The sequence below is a fragment of the Candidatus Merdisoma sp. JLR.KK006 genome (assembly GCF_036941035.1).
GTDB lineage: Bacteria > Bacillota > Clostridia > Lachnospirales > Lachnospiraceae > Laedolimicola.
In genome coordinates this window covers 195,338-214,054 of sequence record NZ_JAYMNS010000001.1, presented here as the reverse complement: position 1 = coordinate 214,054, position 18,717 = coordinate 195,338, and the positions used below count along the sequence as shown (strand labels likewise).

The following is an 18,717-nucleotide window of genomic DNA, read 5'->3' as shown; positions in this document are numbered from 1 at the left end:
AAACTAAATAAGGAGGTGCTCCTGTGCCGTTTTTTGTTTCGATATTACTTGCACTTGTGTGTTCTGTAGTTACGGCCTTTGTGACAGTGTATGTGCGTAAGACCACCATAGAGAAAAAAGTGGGCAACGCAGAGGAAAAAGCAAGGGAAATCATAGATGACGCACTAAAAGTGGCAGAACGATCCAAGCGGGAAGCTTTGCTGGAGGCGAAGGAAGAGTCGCTGAAGACAAAGAATGAGCTGGACAAGGAAACCAAGGAACGCAGGGCGGAGCTTCAGCGGTATGAACGCAGAGTTTTATCCAAGGAAGAAGCATTGGATAAGAAATCAGAGGCGTTGGAACGGCGAGAGGCAAGCTATGCGGCAAAAGAGGAGAAGCTGGCGAAGAAAGCAGCAGAAGTGGATCAGCTTCACTCAAAAAGAGTACAGGAACTGGAAAGAATCTCAGGTTTGACCTCCGAACAAGCAAAAGATTATTTGTTAAAGACTGTTGAAGACGAAGTAAAGCATGAAACCGCTGTGCTGGTCAAGGAACTTGAAAGCAGAGCAAAGGAAGAAGCCGATAAAAAGGCGAAGGAATATGTCGTAACGGCGATTCAGAAGTGTGCCGCAGATCATGTGGCAGAGACAACGATATCGGTTGTTCAGCTTCCGAATGATGAGATGAAGGGAAGAATCATTGGCCGAGAGGGCCGGAATATCCGGACTCTGGAGACTATGACCGGTATTGATCTGATTATTGATGATACACCGGAAGCAGTGATTCTGTCAGGCTTTGATCCGATTCGCCGTGAAGTGGCGAGGATTGCGCTGGAGAAGCTGATTGTTGATGGACGGATTCATCCGGCCCGTATCGAGGAGATGGTAGAAAAAGCGCAGAAAGAAGTAGAAGTAATGATTCGTGAGGAAGGTGAATCTGCAGCCCTTGAGGTGGGGGTTCACGGCATTCATCCGGAGCTCATCCGGCTCCTTGGAAGAATGAAATTCCGGACTAGCTATGGTCAGAATGCTCTGAAGCATTCTATTGAGGTAGCTCATCTGGCGGGCTTGCTGGCAGGCGAGATTGGCGTGGATGTGCGTATGGCCAAGAGAGCTGGACTTTTACATGACATCGGAAAATCTATCGACCACGAAGTAGAGGGTTCACATATTCAGATTGGCGCTGACCTGTGTAAGAAGTATAAGGAGTCAGCAATCGTCATCAACGCAGTAGAGTCACATCATGGGGATACGGAACCGACTTCTCTGATTTCCTGTCTGGTACAGGCAGCCGATACGATTTCGGCGGCAAGACCGGGAGCGAGAAGAGAGACATTAGAGACGTATACCAATCGATTAAAACAGTTAGAGAACATCGCCAATGGATTTAAGGGCGTAGACAAGTCTTTTGCGATTCAGGCAGGTAGAGAGATTCGTATTATGGTAGTTCCAGAGCAGGTAGATGATGCTGCTATGGTATTGCTGGCAAGAGATATATCCAAGCAGGTTGAGGCTGAGTTGGAGTATCCGGGCCAGATTAAGGTAAATGTCATCCGGGAGAGCAGGGTGACGGACTACGCGAAGTAGAGCAGTATGGGAGCTGCCGCAGAAAGTCAGAAGAATTGGACGACCTTTTGCGGCGGCTCCTTTTTTATATGAAAAAACGGAAGCGGAACTGGAATGGAGGACAGGTAATGGCTGAGATAGGATTTATTGGAATGGGAAATATGGGCTATGCGATTCTGAAAGGAGCCTTAAAGATATTTCCGGCGGAGACTTTTGTATTTACGGCAAAAACAGAAAAGACCATGAGAAGGGTGTACGCACAGACGCAGGTGGAATATGTGCCTTCTAATGCGGAATGTGCCAATTCCTGTAAATATCTGGTGCTGGCAGTGAAGCCCCAATATTATCCGGCTGTACTAAAGCAGATCCGCTATGCTGTGACCCCCGAGCATGTGGTGATTTCTTTGGCGCCGGGCATTACCGTCAATTCTTTAAAGGAAACCCTTGGATCGGACAGAAGAATTGTTCGGGCTATGCCCAATACCCCAATATTAATCGGGGAGGGAATGACAGGCTTGAGCTTCCGAGGGGAGGAATTTTCAGAGGAAGAACTGGAGGTTGTACATAAGCTTTTTGGGGCAGCAGGAATCTGTGAAGATGTAGAAGAGCGGCTGATGAGCGCTGTAGTCTGCACAAGCGGCAGTTCTCCTGCTTATGTGTATCAGTTTATTGAGGCGTTGGCGGACGGCGCCGTGAAGTATGGAATGCCGAGAGAGCAGGCATATCTTTTTGCAGCTCAGGCAGTGGCAGGGGCGGCAAAAATGGTCCTTGAGACGGAAGAACATCCGGCAGTGCTGAAGGATCGGGTGTGTTCCCCCGGCGGTACAACCATAGCAGGGGTGGCAGCCCTGGAAGAATATGGATTTCGAAATGCAGTGCTCAAGGCCTGTGATGCCTGCTATGAAAAGTCGGAAGCTATAAAGTAGGGACGATTACAATGGCATGGAATTGGATGACCTCTCATACATTAAATAATGTATGGGAGGTTTTTTGTATGAAGATTAAGGGTGTGGATCTAAAAGATATTACTATCCGGCCGCTGCCGTTAAAATTCTCTGGTGTGAAGTCTGTAGGGCCGATAAAATCCATAAGATCCGTAAGTCTGCGCAGCCAGAGAAGCTCAAGAACTGCGGGTGCAAAAAGCGTGAAAGGCATCCGGTTTAAGGAAAGAGATCTCTTTCTGACCTTGTTTTTGTCTGGTTTTGTTCTTGGAGTTTTGTATATTACAATGTTTGGAAAAGAAGTCGTACATAGCACGACCCTCATGAGTTCTTATTTTTTTTCCAAATATGAACGCCTGGAATTCGCTCCTGAGGAATTGTTTCTCTATATTTTGAAATCCCGGCTTTCCACTTTTTTTGTGCTTTGGCTGACGGGGCTGACGGTACTGGGAACCCTGGCGTCTTACGGATATTTATTTTGGATAGGCGCATCTCTTGGAATCACCATGACAACGGCAGCTATGAAAATGGGGCTTATGGGTATTGTGCTGTGTATTGCCTGCGGCCTTCCCCATTTTATCCTCTACGTTCCGGCAATATATTGGATGTTAAAAAAAATTTGTGAAATGTCAGGAAATCAGGACCGCAAATTTCGGCAGTGGGGCAATGGGAAAAAGCAGCTCTTTTCTTATTTTGCAGTAGGAATTTTCGGCCTTGTCCTTTTATTTGCAGGAGCATTTCTGGAAAGTTATGTTAATCCATTCTTCCTGAAGCCCTTTTTGAAAAAAATCTAAAAAAATTTTTTACAAGATTTGGTGGTCTTTTGAAAGGGCTGAAACCAGATATTGTAGAAATGCTGAAAAACCTTGATTTTACAGGGATTTTGGGCAAAAAAGACCATTGCTTTTCTGCTTTTTTATTACTATAATGGTAAATACGACGTATAATTTTGTACAAAGATAATGTAGTTTGAGGGCGGTTTATGGAACAAGAGATTAAAAGTTTTGTGTCTTACCTGCATGAGGTAAAGAAGACATCACAAAATACGGAGCTTTCTTATCAGAGAGACTTGATGAAAATGATGCGCTTTCTACAGTCCCAGAAGGTGGAAAAGCTGCAGGATGTGACAGAGACGAATTTGAATTCCTATATTTTGGATTTGGAGAAGAAGGGGATGGCGGCAGCTACGGTGTCGCGGAATATTGCTTCAATGAAAGCATTTTATCTTTATATGATGAGGAATGGGGAAGTGACTGCCGATCCGGCAGAGAACTTGAAGGCGCCGAAGGTGGAGAAGAAGGTGCCGGATGTGCTGTCTGTTGCTGAGGTGGAGAAGCTATTGGAGCAGCCGGGGGAGCGCACGGCTAAAGGACTTCGGGATCGGGCTATGCTTGAGCTTTTGTATGCTACAGGGATTCGTGTTACGGAGCTTATTTCCCTGCGTGTGAGTGATGTGAACTGGAAGCTGGATTATATTGTCTGCCAGGATCGAACCAGGGAGCGGATTATTCCTTTTGGAATGAAGGCCAGAAAAGCATTGGATCAGTATATGGAATCTGCCCGGGCGGACTTGATTGGCGATAAAGAGTGTGATATGCTCTTTCCCAACTGCTCTGGTGAAAGTATGAGCCGTCAGGGGTTCTGGAAGCTTTTGAAGCATTACGCAAAGCAGGCAGGGATAAAGATGGAGATTACGCCTCACACACTGCGTCATTCTTTTGCTGCGCATTTGGTGGATAATGGGGCGGATCTGAGAGTGGTACAGGAGATGCTGGGGCATTCGGATATTTCCACTACTATGATGTATGCAGTGCGTACCCGGGAGGTATATGCTAAGGCACATCCGAGAGGATAGTACATAGAGGGTAATACAGATATAATTGAGATTGAAAATGATTCTGTGCGGATGGTGAATGTTTCCGCACAGTTTTTTTGCAGATGTTTCCCTTTATTGATTAAAAATTTTTCGTGACTTTTTGACAGCCTTGTATTATGATAGGGAACGGAAGAATTTAGTATGCTTTTGCGGGCGGAAATTCTTCTTAGTGAAGTGAAGTAAAGGGTACTGTACGAGAAATTGCGGAACTGGAATAGGAGAATGAAAAAATGGGAATTGAGTTTGTGCAGAAATTGCCGAGTCCGGAAAAGACCAGGGAGATGCATCCGGTGCCTCCCCACGTGGCAAAGATAAAGAAGGAACGTGATGAACTGATTCGCAAGGTATTTACAGGGGAATCGGATAAGTTTCTCGTTATGATTGGACCCTGCTCTGCGGATAATGAAGAGGCGGTTTGTGATTATGTGCGGCGGCTGGTGCCTGTCCAGGAGAAGATAAAGGATAAAGTGATTATTATTCCCCGTATTTATACGAATAAGCCCAGGACTACCGGCGAGGGGTATAAGGGGATTATGACGCAGCCGGATCCAGAGAAGAAGCCGGATCCGATGGCTGGTATTATTGCTCTGCGGCGGATGCATATTCGAGCTATTGAAGAAACGGGACTGACGGCGGCAGATGAGATGCTTTATCCGGAGAATCTGCGCTATGTGACGGACTTTTTGTCTTATATTGCCATAGGGGCACGCTCGGTGGAGAATCAGCAGCATCGTCTGGTATCCAGCGGGATTGATGTGCCTGTGGGGATGAAGAATCCCACCAGCGGAGGTTTTAGTGTGATGCTGAATTCAGTGTATGCAGCACAGCAGGATCATACGTTTATTTATCGGGATTGGGAAGTGAAGACGGATGGAAATGAGCTGGCTCATGCGGTGCTGCGCGGGTCAGTGAATAAGCGGGGTGTATCTTTGCCGAATTATCATTATGAGGATCTGCAGCTGCTTTTGGAGCTTTATAATGAGAGAGAGCTTAAGAATCCGGCTTGTATTGTGGATGCCAATCATAGTAATTCCAATAAGCAGTTTAAGGAGCAGATTCGGATTGTGAAGGAGGTGCTTCACAGTCGGTCCTGTTCGGGGGATATACGGAAGCTGGTGAAGGGGGTTATGATTGAGAGTTATATTGAAGAGGGGTGTCAGGGGATTCATGATCATGTGTATGGGAAGTCTATTACGGATCCTTGTTTGGGGTGGGAGGATTCGGAGAGACTGCTTTATGAGATTGCGGAGAGGTGTTGAGGCGGCTTGAACGGCAGGTTGTGCTGAGAATGCCGCAAAATGGCCCGGGGACTTTTCCATATCCTGTGTTCGGACGTTTTCCGTACGTCTATCTGCCTCTGCTGTACATTGTCCTGCAAATATTTTTGATATTATATTAATGTTTTAAGACAATGTGCACCAGATTCAGACAGCCGTTCGGGAAAAGCCGGACACTGGATATTGGAAAAGCCCCCGGACCATTTTGCGGCATTCTCTATTTACGTTGTTGAAGAAACATTTTACGGGGTTTGGAAAGGTGCATTTTTCCGCTGCTTCTGCTTGAGTTAGGGGAGTTTTCTTTCTTCTTTTAGGGCGTTTAGGTTCAGGAGGGCTACGAAGAGTTGGTTGGCGAGGATGCCCCAGAGGTAGCCCTGGATTCCGAATCTGGGGACGCAGGAGAGGATGAAGAAGATTCGGATCATGATTCCGATTAGGTTGTTGATGAAGCCGGAGGCGGTTTTACCAAGGCCGTTCAGGATGCTGTGGAGGGTGCTGTTCAGGTATAGGAAGGGGCAGATCCATGCTAATGTTATGATAAAATCTCCTGCCATTTCGCTTTTGAAGAAGAAGAGGCCCAGATATTTGCCTGAAAATAGGAAGAAGACGGTGCAGGCGATTCCTAAGGGCAGGCAGAAGGAGATGGTTTTGCGGATGGTTCGGGCGATTTGATTTTGGTTTCCGGCAGCTTGGGATTCGGATACGGAAGAGAGGAGCATGACGGATACGGCGTTGGTGAGGACGCTTGGAAATTGAATAAAGGCCATGGCCATTCCGGTGAGGGTTCCGTAGACGCTTAGGGCTCGTTCGGTGTTCAGGCCGTACTGCTGAAGGGTGAGGGGAAGGAGGACAGCTTCGGCGCTGCCCAGAAGGTTCATACAGACCCGGTTGGCGGAGACGGGAGCGGCTTCTAAGAACATGCGGCGGGCAAAGCTGCGGACTGGGAAGTCTGGGGTTTTTTTGGCGTGTCCCCTAAGGCTTTCGGAGGAGACGGCAAAAAGGCCGAACAGCATGGAGGCGAATTCTCCCAGTACAAGGCCGATGACAGCCGCTACAGGGGTCAGGGTCCGGCCTTCTTCCAGGGAAACCTGGTATATGATGCAGACGGCTGCTACTCGTACCAGTTGTTCAAAGAGCTGGGCACAGGCTGGGACGGCTGTTTTTTGGAGACCGTAGTAATAGCCGCTGATACAGGAGTGACAGGCTCCGAAGGGGACTGTGATGGACATGATGCGCAGGAGGTTGGCACAGCGGGGTTCATGGAGTATATGTATGGCAAGGAGGTCTGCATTGGCGTAGACCAAAAATACGGTGAGAAAAGATAGGGACAGGGACATGGCGAGTCCGATCCACAGGATAGAACGGGCCCGCTCTTTTTTTCCCCGTGCCATTTCTCCGGAGACAAAACGGGAGATGGCAATCTCTACACCGGCGGTGGTAAATGCATAGCAGACACCGTAGATGGGAAAAATCATCTGGTAAATGCCGATTCCTTCGGCACCGATGGTACGGCTTAGGAATATCTTATAGAAGAAGCCGATAAAACGGCTGGCAAGGCCGGTGAGGGTGAGGATCAGTGTCCCGGCAATAAGGGGATGTTTTTGCTTTTTCATAGGGAATCCCTGTTTTTCAGGAGTTTTTATAATATATTCTAAGGTGGTTCTTGACAGAACTTTCGTCAGGTGGTATTATCTATTTGAAATCCGAGTAAAGTACTAGGAATTAAGAGATATAAGGCAAGCCTTATATGCTTTTACAGCTATGAATGTGAGGTGGTTCTATGAAGCTGTCAACAAAGGGCAGGTACGGTCTTCGGGCGCTGATTGATTTGGCTGTATATTGTGAAAATGAGACGGTTTCGATTGCCAGTATTGCCGCCAGACAGAATATTTCGGAGAGTTATCTGGAGCAGTTGATCGCAAAGCTTCGAAAGGCAGGGCTGGTTACCAGTGTCCGGGGAGCCGGCGGAGGTTACAAGCTGGCAAAACCGGCGGAAGAAATATCCGTAGGTGACATTTTGCGTGCGCTGGAGGGAAATCTTGATCCAGTGGAATGCCCGGGGCTTAAAGAGGAAAGTACTTGTGACGGCTCAGAATTCTGTGTGACGAAGTATGTGTGGCAGCGGATCAATGACAGCATCAATCAGACAGTGGACGAGATTTCTTTGAGCACACTGGTTGATGAGAGCAGAAGTGTAGGAAATAAGGCGGGAAGTGTTGTGAGCTCCTGCTGTACAAATTAATATCAAGAGGTGATACGTTATGAAAAAATTAATTTATCTGGACAATGCGGCTACAACAAAGACGGTGCCGGAGGTAGTTGAGGCTATGCTGCCGTATTTTTCGGATCATTTCGGCAATCCGTCCAGTGTGTATAGTCTGGCGGCGGAAAGCAAAAAGGCGGTGACTGAAGCCAGAGAGATAATTGCCGGGGCTTTGGGGGCTGAGGCTGAGGAGATTTATTTTACTGCCGGAGGAAGCGAGGCGGACAACTGGGCGCTGAAGGGTGCGGCAGAGTGCTATCAGAATAAGGGAAAGCATATTATTACGACTAAGATTGAACATCATGCCGTTCTTCACACCTGTGAGTGGCTGGAGAAGCAGGGATTTGAGGTGACTTACCTGAATGTGGATGAGAATGGAGTGGTAAAGCTGGAAGAGCTTAAGAAGGCCATTCGTCCGGATACTATTTTAATCTCTGTCATGTTTGCAAATAATGAGATTGGCACTTTGGAGCCTATTAAGGAAATTGGGGAAATAGCCCGTGAGAAGGGAATACTGTTCCACACGGATGCAGTACAGGCTTTTGGACAGCTGCCTATTAATGTGGATGAATACCATATTGATATGCTCAGTTCCAGCGGCCACAAGTTAAACGGTCCTAAAGGGATTGGCTTTCTCTATATTCGTAAAGGACTGAAGCTCCGCTCTTTTATCCATGGAGGTGCACAGGAACGTAAGCGCCGGGCAGGAACGGAAAATGTGCCGGGGATTGTTGGCTTTGGAAAGGCTGTGGAGCGTGCGGTGAGCACGATGGAGGAACGGACAAAAGAGGAAAGAAAGCTTCGGGACTACCTGATTGATCGGGTTCTGAAGGAGATTCCTTATACCAGGCTTAATGGCCACAGAACCAATCGTCTGCCCAACAATGCCAACTTCAGCTTTCAGTTTATAGAGGGAGAGTCCCTTTTGATTATGCTGGATATGGAGGGCATCTGCGGATCCTCCGGTTCTGCCTGCACATCAGGGTCACTGGATCCGTCTCATGTGCTTTTGGCTATCGGCCTGCCCCATGAGATTGCACATGGATCTCTGCGGCTGACCTTGAATGAGGAGATTACCAGAGAAGATCTGGACTTTGTAGTGGAGCAGTTAAAGAGGATTATTGAGCGGCTGCGCAGCATGTCGCCGCTTTATGAGGATTTTATGCGGAAGGCGTAAGCGGAATATTGCGGAACTAAAACAGCAAGATTCCGACAGAGCCAGAACGATTTACAGACACATGGACTTGTGGCTGGAAATTGTTCTAAAATAGGGCTCTGGAGAGAATATTGCGGAACTATTAATGGAGGAATACAAAAATGTACAGTGAAAAAGTAATGGACCATTTTCAGAATCCCCGAAATATGGGAGAGATTGAGAACGCAAGCGGCGTGGGGACCGTAGGCAATGCCAAATGCGGCGACATTATGAGGATCTATCTGGATATTGATGAAAACGGTATTATTCAAGATTGCAAGTTCAAGACCTTTGGCTGCGGTGCGGCCGTGGCCACCAGCAGTATGGCTACAGAGCTGGTAAAGGGGAAGTCCATCGAGGAAGCCCTTCAAGTGACGAACAAAGCTGTTATGGAGGCTCTGGACGGACTTCCGCCGGTAAAGGTTCACTGCTCTCTGCTGGCAGAGGAAGCCATTCATGCGGCTCTCTGGGATTATGCAGAAAAGAACGGGATCAAGATTGAAGGTCTTACGAAGCCTAAGTCTGACATCCATGAGGGTGAGGAAGAGGAAGACGAGGAATATTAGAAGCTGTTTGCTGAATAGCCGGATAATATAAATTTTAAGAGAGACAGGGGGATAAAAAATGAATGTATTTAAAGAAATGGTATGTTCTGTTGGAAAGCCGTCCGCTTATCCGAATTTTTTGAAGAATAATAAGGGAAAGATCTTTGGTTACGGAATGCTTCTGATGCTGTTCTATTTTTTGCTGAGCGCCGTATTTCCGCTGATTGTTTTCCAGATAAGGACTGGAGGATTCGGTACGATTGTCAGAGAAACCCTTCCGGATTTTGAGGTGACAGATTACGGCTTCTGGATCGAAGAACCATTTTATTATGAGGGCGGCGGTTACTATATTGAACTGGATTCGAATCAATATTTTGATGAAGAAGCAGCCTATCGGTTTTCCATGGGATATCAGGGCATGCTTCTGGTAGACAGCGAGAAAATGATCGTAAAAAGCAATGGGGAGATGCAGACGCTATACTTTTATATGCTGGAAAGCGGCACTTATTTCAGCAGGCAGAGTATTATGGCTGTGATTCCCATGATTTATCTGTTTATCATTCTGTTCCTTATTTTTTATTTTATCTGGATCAGTATCCTGTTCTTCTTTGGCGTGCTGATCGTAAGCCTGATAGGTTTGATTTTGAATATGATTTTGAAAACCGATTTGACCTTTGGACAGATTTTTATACTTGGCATTTACGGAAGGACGTTGCCGCTGTTTTTTAAAGGCTTTGTGCTCAGATTTTTGAGCTGGTCCGTATTCCCTATAAATATTCCTTATTTTTGGGTGATTAACTTTGGTGTTACCCTGGTGTATATGTTCCTGGCCATGAGACGGATTAGGGAGCAGAAGGCACAGAGCATTCCGTATGCATATCAGCAGCCCTATCAGCAGGGGATGTATCAGCAGGGCGGTTATGGGCAGGATCCATATCAGCAAAACCCATATCAGCAGAACCCGTATCAGCCGAATTCCTATAACCAGGACTACCAGGGACAGAACGGGTATTCCGGGCAGACGGGCGGCCGGGAAAATGGGCAGAATGACTTTGGTGAGCATTGACAGGCGTTTTCGGCAGAGAGATATGCAATGGAGATTTGCAATTATGAAGCCTGTTCAGGAAAAAGATAAAGGAATGTAAATAAGTGGGTAAAAAAGAAAAGGTAGTTGTGGGAATGTCCGGCGGTGTGGATTCCTCTGTGGCAGCCTGGCTTTTAAAGGAACAGGGCTATGAGGTCATCGGCGTCACCATGCAGATCTGGCAGGATGAGGAGGAAGAGATCCTGGAGGAAAATGGAGGATGCTGCGGCTTAAGCGCTGTGGAGGATGCAAGGCGAGTGGCACAGAAATTGGAGATTCCTCATTATGTAATGAATTTCAAGGCGGATTTCAAACGCACGGTTATGGACTATTTTGTGGCAGAGTATCTGGCGGGCCGCACTCCGAACCCCTGTATTGCCTGCAACCGCTATGTGAAATGGGAAGCTCTCTTAAAAAGGAGCCTGGAGATCGGGGCTGATTACATTGCCACCGGCCATTATGCCCGGATAAAGCAGCTGGAAAACGGGCGCTTTAGTTTGACCCGTTCCGTGACGGCGGCCAAGGATCAGACCTACGCCCTTTACAATCTCACTCAGGAACAGCTTTCCCATACCTTGATGCCGGTGGGAGCTTATTCTAAAGAAGAGATTCGGACTATTGCAGAGCAGATAGGCTTAAGCGTCGCAGATAAACCGGACAGCCAGGAGATCTGCTTTGTGCCGGATCAGGATTATGCAGGCTTTATCGAGCGAACTACAGGAGAGCCGTCCAGGGAAGGAAATTTTGTGCAGGCAGACGGAACCATACTGGGCCGGCACAAGGGGATCATCCACTACACCATCGGCCAGCGCCGGGGCCTGGGGCTTCCAATGGGGCGGCGTGTGGTAGTGACAGAGATACGCCCCGAGACCAATGAGGTGGTGATTGGAGAGCAGGAGGATGTATGGACAGACAGCCTTATTGCAGACCGTCTCAATTGGATGTCTATTCCCGAACTGGAAGGGGAACGAGAGGCAGCGGCAAAGATTCGCTATAATCACGCTGGAACTCCCTGCATGATTCAAAAAACAGGAGAAGACCAAGTTCAGGTACGGTTCAAGGAACCTGTACGGGCCGTAACCCCAGGACAGGCCGTGGTTTTTTATGATGGAGATTATGTGCTTGGAGGGGGAACCATTATAAAATAATAAACCGCTCAGAAGGCGGAAATGCTGCAGGCATCCAAAGATTAAAATCGTTTGACGATAGATCGGATGCCTGCATTAATTATATTTTTGCAACTGCTCAGTACCTTCAGAGTTACAATGTAAAAACCAATTAAAATCGACTGGAAATTTCTTTGTAAATTACAAGGGATGTGCTAAGATAATAGAAAATAGAAAGTAACGGGGAGGTGTGAAGCCGTGGCAAGAACCATAAGCATCGGATGCCAGGATTTTGAGACAATCCGGCGGGAAGGGTATTTTTATATTGATAAGACGCTGTTTATCAAGGAATGGTGGGAGGAAGGGGACAGTGTAACCCTTATAGCCCGCCCAAGGAGATTTGGGAAAACCTTAAATATGAGTATGACCGAACAGTTCTTTTCCTTAAAATATGCAGGAAGAGAAGATCTGTTTGAGAACCTTGCCGTCTGGAAAGAGGAAAAATACCGGAAGCTTCAAGGCACTTATCCGGTTATCAGTCTGTCTTTTGCCTGTATAAAAGATAATAATTACGAAACCACACGCAGGAAGATTTGCCAGATATTATCCAATCTGTATTCCCAGTACGATTTTCTTCTGGAGGGTGATCACCTGAATGAAAAAGAAAAGAAGTTTTTTGAATCCGTAACAGCAGACATGGGAGATGTGGAGGCGACCCTTGCCCTTCACCAGCTGTCTTTGTATCTTTCACGTTATTATGGAAAAAAAGTGCTTATTCTTCTGGACGAATATGATACCCCCATGCAGGAGGCTTATGTAAATGGATATTGGGAAGAGATAGTTTCTTTTACCAGAAGCTTGTTTAACTCAACTTTTAAAACAAATCCCTACTTGGAGCGAGCCATTATGACGGGTATTACACGGGTTAGCAGGGAGTCCATCTTTTCTGATTTGAATAATTTGGAGGTGGTGACGACGACTTCTGAAAAGTATGCGGATATTTTCGGCTTTACAGAGAAAGAAGTTTTTACAGCACTGGATGAATTTGAAATATCAGACAGAAAGCAGGAGGTAAAAAACTGGTACGATGGATTTACTTTTGGAAATAAGACAGATATCTATAATCCTTGGTCTATTTTGAACTATTTGGATAAAAAGAAAGCAGCGGCATATTGGGCTAACTCCAGTTCCAACAGTCTCGTAGGAAAGCTGATTCGTGAGGGAAGTGCAGACATTAAGCAGGAATTTGAGGAACTGATATCCGGCCAGTCCATTATAACACCTATCGATGAACAGATTGTATATGACGAGCTGGAAGAAAATGAGGAAGGAATCTGGAGCCTTCTTCTGGCCGGCGGATACTTAAAAGTGCTTCATTACGAAGAAGATTGGGAATCAATCGAGTCTCCGGATTATGAGCTGACCCTTACGAACCGTGAGGTAAGACAGATGTTCTGTACCATGGTAAGGGGATGGTTCCGAAAGAGCAGAAGAGAATACAACGGATTCATCAAAGCGCTTTTGGCAGATGATTTGAAGACCATGAACTATTACATGAATAAAGTAGCATTGGCCACATTCAGTACCTTTGACACCGGAAACAAGCCCTCCGAAGCCACGGAACCAGAGCGTTTCTATCACGGCTTCGTGCTGGGACTTCTGGTAGAACTGGCCGACCGCTATACCGTAACCTCCAACCGGGAGAGCGGCTTCGGCCGTTATGACGTAATGTTAGAGCCAAAGCAGGAGGATGACGGAATCATTCTGGAATTCAAGGTGCAGGACACAGAAGAAGAAAAAGAACTGGCCGACACTGTGAAAGCGGCATTACGGCAGATAGAAGAACGAAAATATGAAACAATCCTCCTGTCAAAAGGAATCCCAAAAGAAACAATCCGCAAATACGGCTTTGCTTTTTGCGGAAAAGAAGTTCTGATCGGAAAAGAAGCTTAATAAAAAACTTCTATGAATAAAGCTAACCATTACCACAACCAGCCCCAGGACAGAAAATATTCTTCCCTCCAAGCGTGTTAGCTCTCTGAGCGGAGCATGGAGAGAAGAATATTTTCTGTCCTGGGGCGTCCGTATAAAAACCCCACAAATTTAATCTAATCTTACAAACTCCGCTTTCCTCTCTTTAAACAAAGTAAAATACCGAAACCCGCAAGACCGCAGAACCTCCCGGGACTCATCCATAAAACTTCCCACATATTCCAACCTATGAGCATCCGACCCCATAGTCACAATCTCTCCGCCCAGCTCCCGATACCGCCGCAAAACCTCCGGACAGGGATTCGGACACCCAAGACCTGCCTTATATCCTCCGGTATTCACCTCAATCCCCTTCCCATGGGAAATCAAAAACCTCAAAATCTCATCCATCAAATCCCCGTAATCCCCATAACAAAACTGCCGGGGTTCCAAAGGCGCATACCGCACAATATAATCCAGATGCCCGTAAACATCAAAATCATCAAAAGCTTTCATATTCTCCAAAGTAATTTCCAAAAATCTAAGAATCCCGTTCCCGGGCGTACATCCTTCCCAGAAAGAAGCATAATAAGGATCCTTTCCATCCACCAGATGGGTAGAGCCAATCACAAAATCAAAAGGAAAACGTTCTGTATAAGAACGGTAAAGTTCCCCAAGCCGGGGCTGCAGTCCAAGCTCCACCCCGGCTCCGATTTCAATCCGCCCCTCATAAGCAGAACGAAGCTCCCCAATTTTTTTCAGATAAGCTACCGTATCCAACTCAAAGCACACATCATCATAGGGATAATCCGCATCGTAATGATCCGTAAAGCAAATGGCGGAAAGCCCTTTTCGAAGCCCGGATTCAACGATACGTTCCGGCACCGTATCACTGTCGCCGGAAAAAGAAGAATGTAAATGAAAATCTGCTTTCAACATATCTAAAGTCTCCTGAATTTAATTGAATATCTTTATTAATAGTAGTGGAATAAGGGGTAAATAGCAAGATAGAACTTGACATTTATTTACCGGGGGGGGGTATAATTTCCGTGAGCTTGAAATTTTAAAGAACACAGACAAAAACGCTTCTGAATTCGACGGGAGCAGGGGGAGAGATTATGGATGGAGCAGAACGGCGGCTTGCGTTTCATTACAAAGACAAGCAGCTTATGGAAAATCTTCTGAAAGATGTTAATATGGCAATCAAAGACAGCGATGCTTCGGAAGAAAAGGAGATTGTAAATAATTTTCTGCATAAGGTATCAGAAGCCTTTTTATTCGTCACAATCGGAAGCAGCGGTGTAGGAAAAAGCACATTTCTCAACAGCCTTTTTCAGTCCACATTGTCTGAAAAGGAAATTCCTGAAAGCACAAAGAGCATCCGGGAATACCGTTATGGTGTTTCCGAAGCCTCTATATGTGTAAATGAGTATATCACACGCATTTTCAAAAACAGCGAGAAACTGGAAGGCCTTCAGATTATCGACGCACAGGGCGTCGAACAGATGGGACAAGACGGCGAACAGGAATGTATCAAGGACTATCTTTATAAGAGCAGCGTTGTATTCGTCCTGTTTGACGTCCGCAGCGTAAATGATTATGCCGTGTGGGATCTGCTGGAAAATGTAGAAACCAGAAAAGTAGTGTTTGCACTTACGAAATGTGATCTGGAGGAACCGGATACATTGGAAAGGCAGGAAAGCAAGCTCCGGCAGTATATGGAGGAAGCAGGACTTCACGCCCCTGTTTTCCGGCTCTCCACTCAGTGGGAGGACAGCTTCAAGACAGTTCGGGAATACGCTTCAGGGGAAATCATAGGCAGCAGTCCCGTCCTTACAAGGCAGCAGGAAAATTTGAACGAATTAAAGAAAATGCTGAGCCAGTTGTCGGAATCCTTTGAGCGCCGCAGGCAGCAGTATGAATCCGACGCAGCTATTTTGCAGAATATAAATACCGCCATCGATAACTTTATTGTAAATAACCGCATCAAAATCGACGATTTGAAGATAGCTCTTAAAAGAGAGATCGAGAAGGAGATTGAAGCATATGAAAGAGAAGTTATAAGCAAACTGGAGCCTCAGAAAATAAAAGAGCGTTTTCCCAACGGCAGCAGGGATTTTGAAGACTATCTGAATCTGATCAACGAAGGATATCGAAAGCGGATGACCGATAACGTGAACCGGAAAACCCAGATGACCGTTCAGACATATCTGGCAGGACTGGAGAATGTATTTGAGGAAGCAACAGGTTATTTGAACAAGCGGGAAAATATTCTTGCATTGAAGGACAGGTTTTATGGAAGTATGGCAGATAGCAAGAAAAGCATGGTCTATAAAGCTGCAGCAGATATGGAAGTGACAAAAGATTATTACCACAGTCTTTATGATGTTTCCACGGAATTGTTTATGAAGCTGTGGAAAGCCAGGGCGGAACAGGAACAGGCCATAAGAAATGCAAAACTGACCGGAAGCCTTGCAGGAGCAGCCGGGGGAGCTGTGGCGGGAATGGCTGTGGCCCATGCTCTTGCCCCGGCAGTAGCAGCCATAGGAGCGAAAGCGGGCGCAGGGGCCCTTGCCACGGTATTTACCTCCGCAGGAGCAGTTCTCTGGCCGGTGGTGGGACTTGTCCTGGGTGCTCTGGTGATCCGGCATATTGCCAAAAAGCTTGCTTCGGCCAATACCCTGTTGGAATTAGAGAAAAAGACAGCAGAGGCTATAGCAGAATTTAAAAATGAGGTAGCAAAGGCAAAAGTATCCATGACTGAGCAGATATTGGAGACCATCGAGAATATGTTCCGCATGGAAATCGAGAATGCGGACAAGTCATTTTCGGAGTTTCGCATGTCCGTAAATATTGAAGGAAACAATATTGCCAAACTGGAGGATAAATTCAGTGCCATAAACGTCTGGCTGCAGCAGATAAAAGAACTGGAGAGGAGGCGTGAGCTAGCGTTATGAGTGAGGAAAGACAAAGGGAGCTTCTGAAGTGGCTGGAGCGCATGGAAGAATTTGCAGCTGAGGAGCGTGTAAAGACAAGGCTTCTGGATGCCATGGAAGATTGCAGAAAGGCTCTGGAAAGGGAATTGACAGAGCAGGAACGGCAGGAAATAATTCGGAAACTGGAAGAACTGTTCAGGCAGGTGAAAAGCCAGACGGACTTTGACGAGGAAACGGACAGCCTTGAGACGGAGGTCCGGCAGAAAGCGGCAGAGATGATGGAACGGTGCAGGCGTTCCAATGAGGCTCTTCAAAAGGATTATCTGAATGGAACGGCAGCCTATATCCAGGAAGCGGAGCGATCCATGAGGGAACTGTGCAATGGAACGGCGAATTATGAAGAGATAATGAACAAAGAACGGTTCCTCAATATTTTTATGGGGATTGGACAGAAGTTTAGGCGGCAGGCAGATGATATTCAGAGGGAGTACATAAATGCAGGCAGTCAGAATTATCAAAATGTCTTTGACCAGTTGAAAACACTCTTTTCCTCCACAGGTTATGACAGAGAAGCACAGCAGAAATTTTACAAAACCTATTATGAAAATCAGGATACTTTCATAAGGAATGTGCAGGGCTATGGAGATAGTCTGGAAAAAGGGGAAAGCAGTATTACCGAATATGCAAAGAGACTTCAGGAGAAAATCGAGCAGGCCGCAAAAGATGTAAAAGGAAAGGCGTCGCAGAAGAAATGGGCTCCGTTTCTGGTGATTTTGCTGATAGCGGTTCTTGGGGCAGCAGGCAAGACGGTAAGCGAACAGAAAAAAGCGGCCAGAGAACAGGCAGCCATAGAGCAGGAAATGAGAGAGGAAGCGGCCAAGGAACAGGAAGCAGCAGCCCGTGGGGAAGAATCCACAGACAAAGGCCTGGAAGAATATCTGATAGATACCATAAATCAGTCCGCAAAGACTGCGGAAGAAGCGGCAAAGGAGGCTACAGAAATAGCCGCAGAAGAAGCGGCGGAAGAGGGAAAGAAGCTTCTTATGGGAGCTGCAGGCATGGCGGTGCTGACGGTCGGGTTTCCCATTTTTATTTTACTGCTTGTGCTGTACTGGCTTTGGACAAGGAGAGCGGATAAACGTTGCCGGAATCAGCTCATTCGGGAAGCAGGGAGGCTTGCGGACGCATCCCTGGAGGAATGGCGGCAGAAGGGCACATTGGCGGCGGCTGTAGAGGAAAGCTTTCGGCTGACGGCGGTTTATATGGAAAAGCAGTATGGCGATCTGCTTTTTGGACTGTTGGGAGATGAAAAAGAAGCAGATCCACAAAAAGCGGCGTTTGCAAGGCTCTGCTCAGACTGGGAATGCATCAGAAAGGGGGAAAAGAATTATGGGGTTTGATATGTCAAAGCTTGCGAGTCCCTTTTCCGGCATATCGGGCGGCAATAATATAAAAAAGCTTTTGGAGGAAAAACAAAAGGAGCGTTCCAAGGTTTATGGATTTATCGGAATGGATGTTTATGATCTATATAAACAGGGGAAAGCGGAGTTTCCGGAGCTTCAGGTCCATTTTGAAAAAATGCAGGAACTGGAGCAGGAAATAGCGGAACTGGAGGCGGAAAAGCAGAGATGGGAGCTGCAGAGCAGGGGAGCCAGTACATGTTCCTGCGGGCAGCCTTTATCGGTAAAAGAGCGCTTCTGTCCCAACTGCGGGAAGCCGGTAGATAACGGAATGATTACCTGCGTCTGCGGGAATCAGATCAAAAAGGAGCTGAAATTTTGCCCTAATTGCGGGAAGAGCGTCAGCGGGCTTTTGGAGACCGGCGGACAGCAGCCGGAGAATGCAGGCATGCAGGCAAGGTACAAGGAATGTATTTGCGGCGCAAAAGTACCGGAAGGACAGTTTATGTGTATGGAATGCGGCAGGAAAGTGGAGGATTAAAAAGCCTTTTTAAAAGCGGCTCCATAGAGAAACTTATT

General features: G+C 46.7%; 16 protein-coding genes. 14 read left to right on the top strand and 2 right to left on the bottom strand.

Going from position 1 to position 18,717, the window contains the following annotated elements:
• Positions 1-23: 23 nt before the first annotated feature.
• The 5 genes from rny (at position 24) to VSQ61_RS00930 (ending at position 5,620) form a co-directional block, all read left to right on the top strand.
• Positions 24-1,565, top strand: a complete 1,542-nt coding sequence (gene rny, locus VSQ61_RS00950) for a ribonuclease Y (RefSeq protein WP_334342552.1) — start codon at positions 24-26, stop codon at positions 1,563-1,565.
• 107 nt (positions 1,566-1,672) lie between these two features.
• The gene (gene proC / locus VSQ61_RS00945) at positions 1,673-2,470 is read left to right on the top strand and encodes a pyrroline-5-carboxylate reductase (RefSeq protein WP_334342551.1); all 798 of its coding nucleotides are present in this window, start codon (positions 1,673-1,675) and stop codon (positions 2,468-2,470) included.
• A 68-nt stretch (positions 2,471-2,538) separates the two neighbouring features.
• The gene (locus VSQ61_RS00940) at positions 2,539-3,279 is read left to right on the top strand and encodes a stage II sporulation protein M (protein ID WP_334342550.1); all 741 of its coding nucleotides are present in this window, start codon (positions 2,539-2,541) and stop codon (positions 3,277-3,279) included.
• 188 nt (positions 3,280-3,467) lie between these two features.
• Entirely contained in the window at positions 3,468-4,340 is an 873-nt protein-coding gene (gene xerD, locus VSQ61_RS00935; RefSeq protein ID WP_334342549.1) for a site-specific tyrosine recombinase XerD, read from the top strand.
• A 251-nt stretch (positions 4,341-4,591) separates the two neighbouring features.
• Positions 4,592-5,620, top strand: coding sequence for a 3-deoxy-7-phosphoheptulonate synthase (locus VSQ61_RS00930; protein ID WP_334342548.1), 1,029 nt, complete (start codon positions 4,592-4,594; stop codon positions 5,618-5,620).
• Positions 5,621-5,925: 305 nt separating this feature from the next.
• Here VSQ61_RS00930 and VSQ61_RS00925 read toward each other — a convergent pair whose 3' ends face one another.
• Positions 5,926-7,251, bottom strand: a complete 1,326-nt coding sequence (locus VSQ61_RS00925; protein ID WP_334342547.1) for a putative polysaccharide biosynthesis protein — start codon at positions 7,249-7,251, stop codon at positions 5,926-5,928.
• 167 nt (positions 7,252-7,418) lie between these two features.
• Between VSQ61_RS00925 and VSQ61_RS00920 the strand changes: the two genes are divergently transcribed.
• The 6 genes from VSQ61_RS00920 to VSQ61_RS00895 all read left to right on the top strand — a co-directional run bounded on the left by VSQ61_RS00920 (position 7,419) and on the right by VSQ61_RS00895 (position 13,784).
• The gene (locus VSQ61_RS00920) at positions 7,419-7,880 is read left to right on the top strand and encodes an RrF2 family transcriptional regulator (protein ID WP_334342546.1); all 462 of its coding nucleotides are present in this window, start codon (positions 7,419-7,421) and stop codon (positions 7,878-7,880) included.
• A gap of 19 nt (positions 7,881-7,899) precedes the next feature.
• Complete coding sequence (gene nifS / locus VSQ61_RS00915; RefSeq protein WP_334342545.1) at positions 7,900-9,078, top strand: cysteine desulfurase NifS; 1,179 nt, start codon at positions 7,900-7,902, stop codon at positions 9,076-9,078.
• A gap of 140 nt (positions 9,079-9,218) precedes the next feature.
• On the top strand, positions 9,219-9,662 hold the full coding sequence (nifU, locus tag VSQ61_RS00910) for a Fe-S cluster assembly scaffold protein NifU (protein ID WP_334342544.1): 444 nt from the start codon (positions 9,219-9,221) through the stop codon (positions 9,660-9,662).
• A 58-nt stretch (positions 9,663-9,720) separates the two neighbouring features.
• Positions 9,721-10,707, top strand: a complete 987-nt coding sequence (locus tag VSQ61_RS00905) for a DUF1189 domain-containing protein (protein ID WP_334342543.1) — start codon at positions 9,721-9,723, stop codon at positions 10,705-10,707.
• 83 nt (positions 10,708-10,790) lie between these two features.
• Positions 10,791-11,873: a tRNA 2-thiouridine(34) synthase MnmA gene (gene mnmA, locus VSQ61_RS00900; protein WP_334342542.1), complete on the top strand. Its 1,083-nt coding sequence runs from the start codon at positions 10,791-10,793 to the stop codon at positions 11,871-11,873.
• Between the two features lie 216 nt (positions 11,874-12,089).
• Positions 12,090-13,784: an AAA family ATPase gene (locus VSQ61_RS00895; protein WP_334342541.1), complete on the top strand. Its 1,695-nt coding sequence runs from the start codon at positions 12,090-12,092 to the stop codon at positions 13,782-13,784.
• Positions 13,785-13,934: 150 nt separating this feature from the next.
• Here VSQ61_RS00895 and VSQ61_RS00890 read toward each other — a convergent pair whose 3' ends face one another.
• Positions 13,935-14,741 carry a histidinol-phosphatase HisJ family protein gene (locus VSQ61_RS00890; RefSeq protein WP_334342540.1) on the bottom strand — a complete coding sequence of 269 codons (807 nt, stop codon included), beginning with the start codon at positions 14,739-14,741 and terminating at the stop codon, positions 13,935-13,937.
• Between the two features lie 179 nt (positions 14,742-14,920).
• Here VSQ61_RS00890 and VSQ61_RS00885 point away from each other — a divergent pair, with 179 nt between their 5' ends.
• From VSQ61_RS00885 to VSQ61_RS00875, 3 genes are read left to right on the top strand one after another with little or no spacing between them, the layout of a single operon-like run.
• Complete coding sequence (locus tag VSQ61_RS00885; RefSeq protein ID WP_334342539.1) at positions 14,921-16,759, top strand: GTPase domain-containing protein; 1,839 nt, start codon at positions 14,921-14,923, stop codon at positions 16,757-16,759.
• Complete coding sequence (locus tag VSQ61_RS00880) at positions 16,756-18,138, top strand: hypothetical protein (protein ID WP_334342538.1); 1,383 nt, start codon at positions 16,756-16,758, stop codon at positions 18,136-18,138. The genes VSQ61_RS00885 and VSQ61_RS00880 overlap by 4 nt, the downstream gene beginning before the upstream one ends.
• Positions 18,128-18,679, top strand: a complete 552-nt coding sequence (locus tag VSQ61_RS00875) for a double zinc ribbon domain-containing protein (protein WP_334342537.1) — start codon at positions 18,128-18,130, stop codon at positions 18,677-18,679. The genes VSQ61_RS00880 and VSQ61_RS00875 overlap by 11 nt, the downstream gene beginning before the upstream one ends.
• Positions 18,680-18,717: the final 38 nt, after the last annotated feature.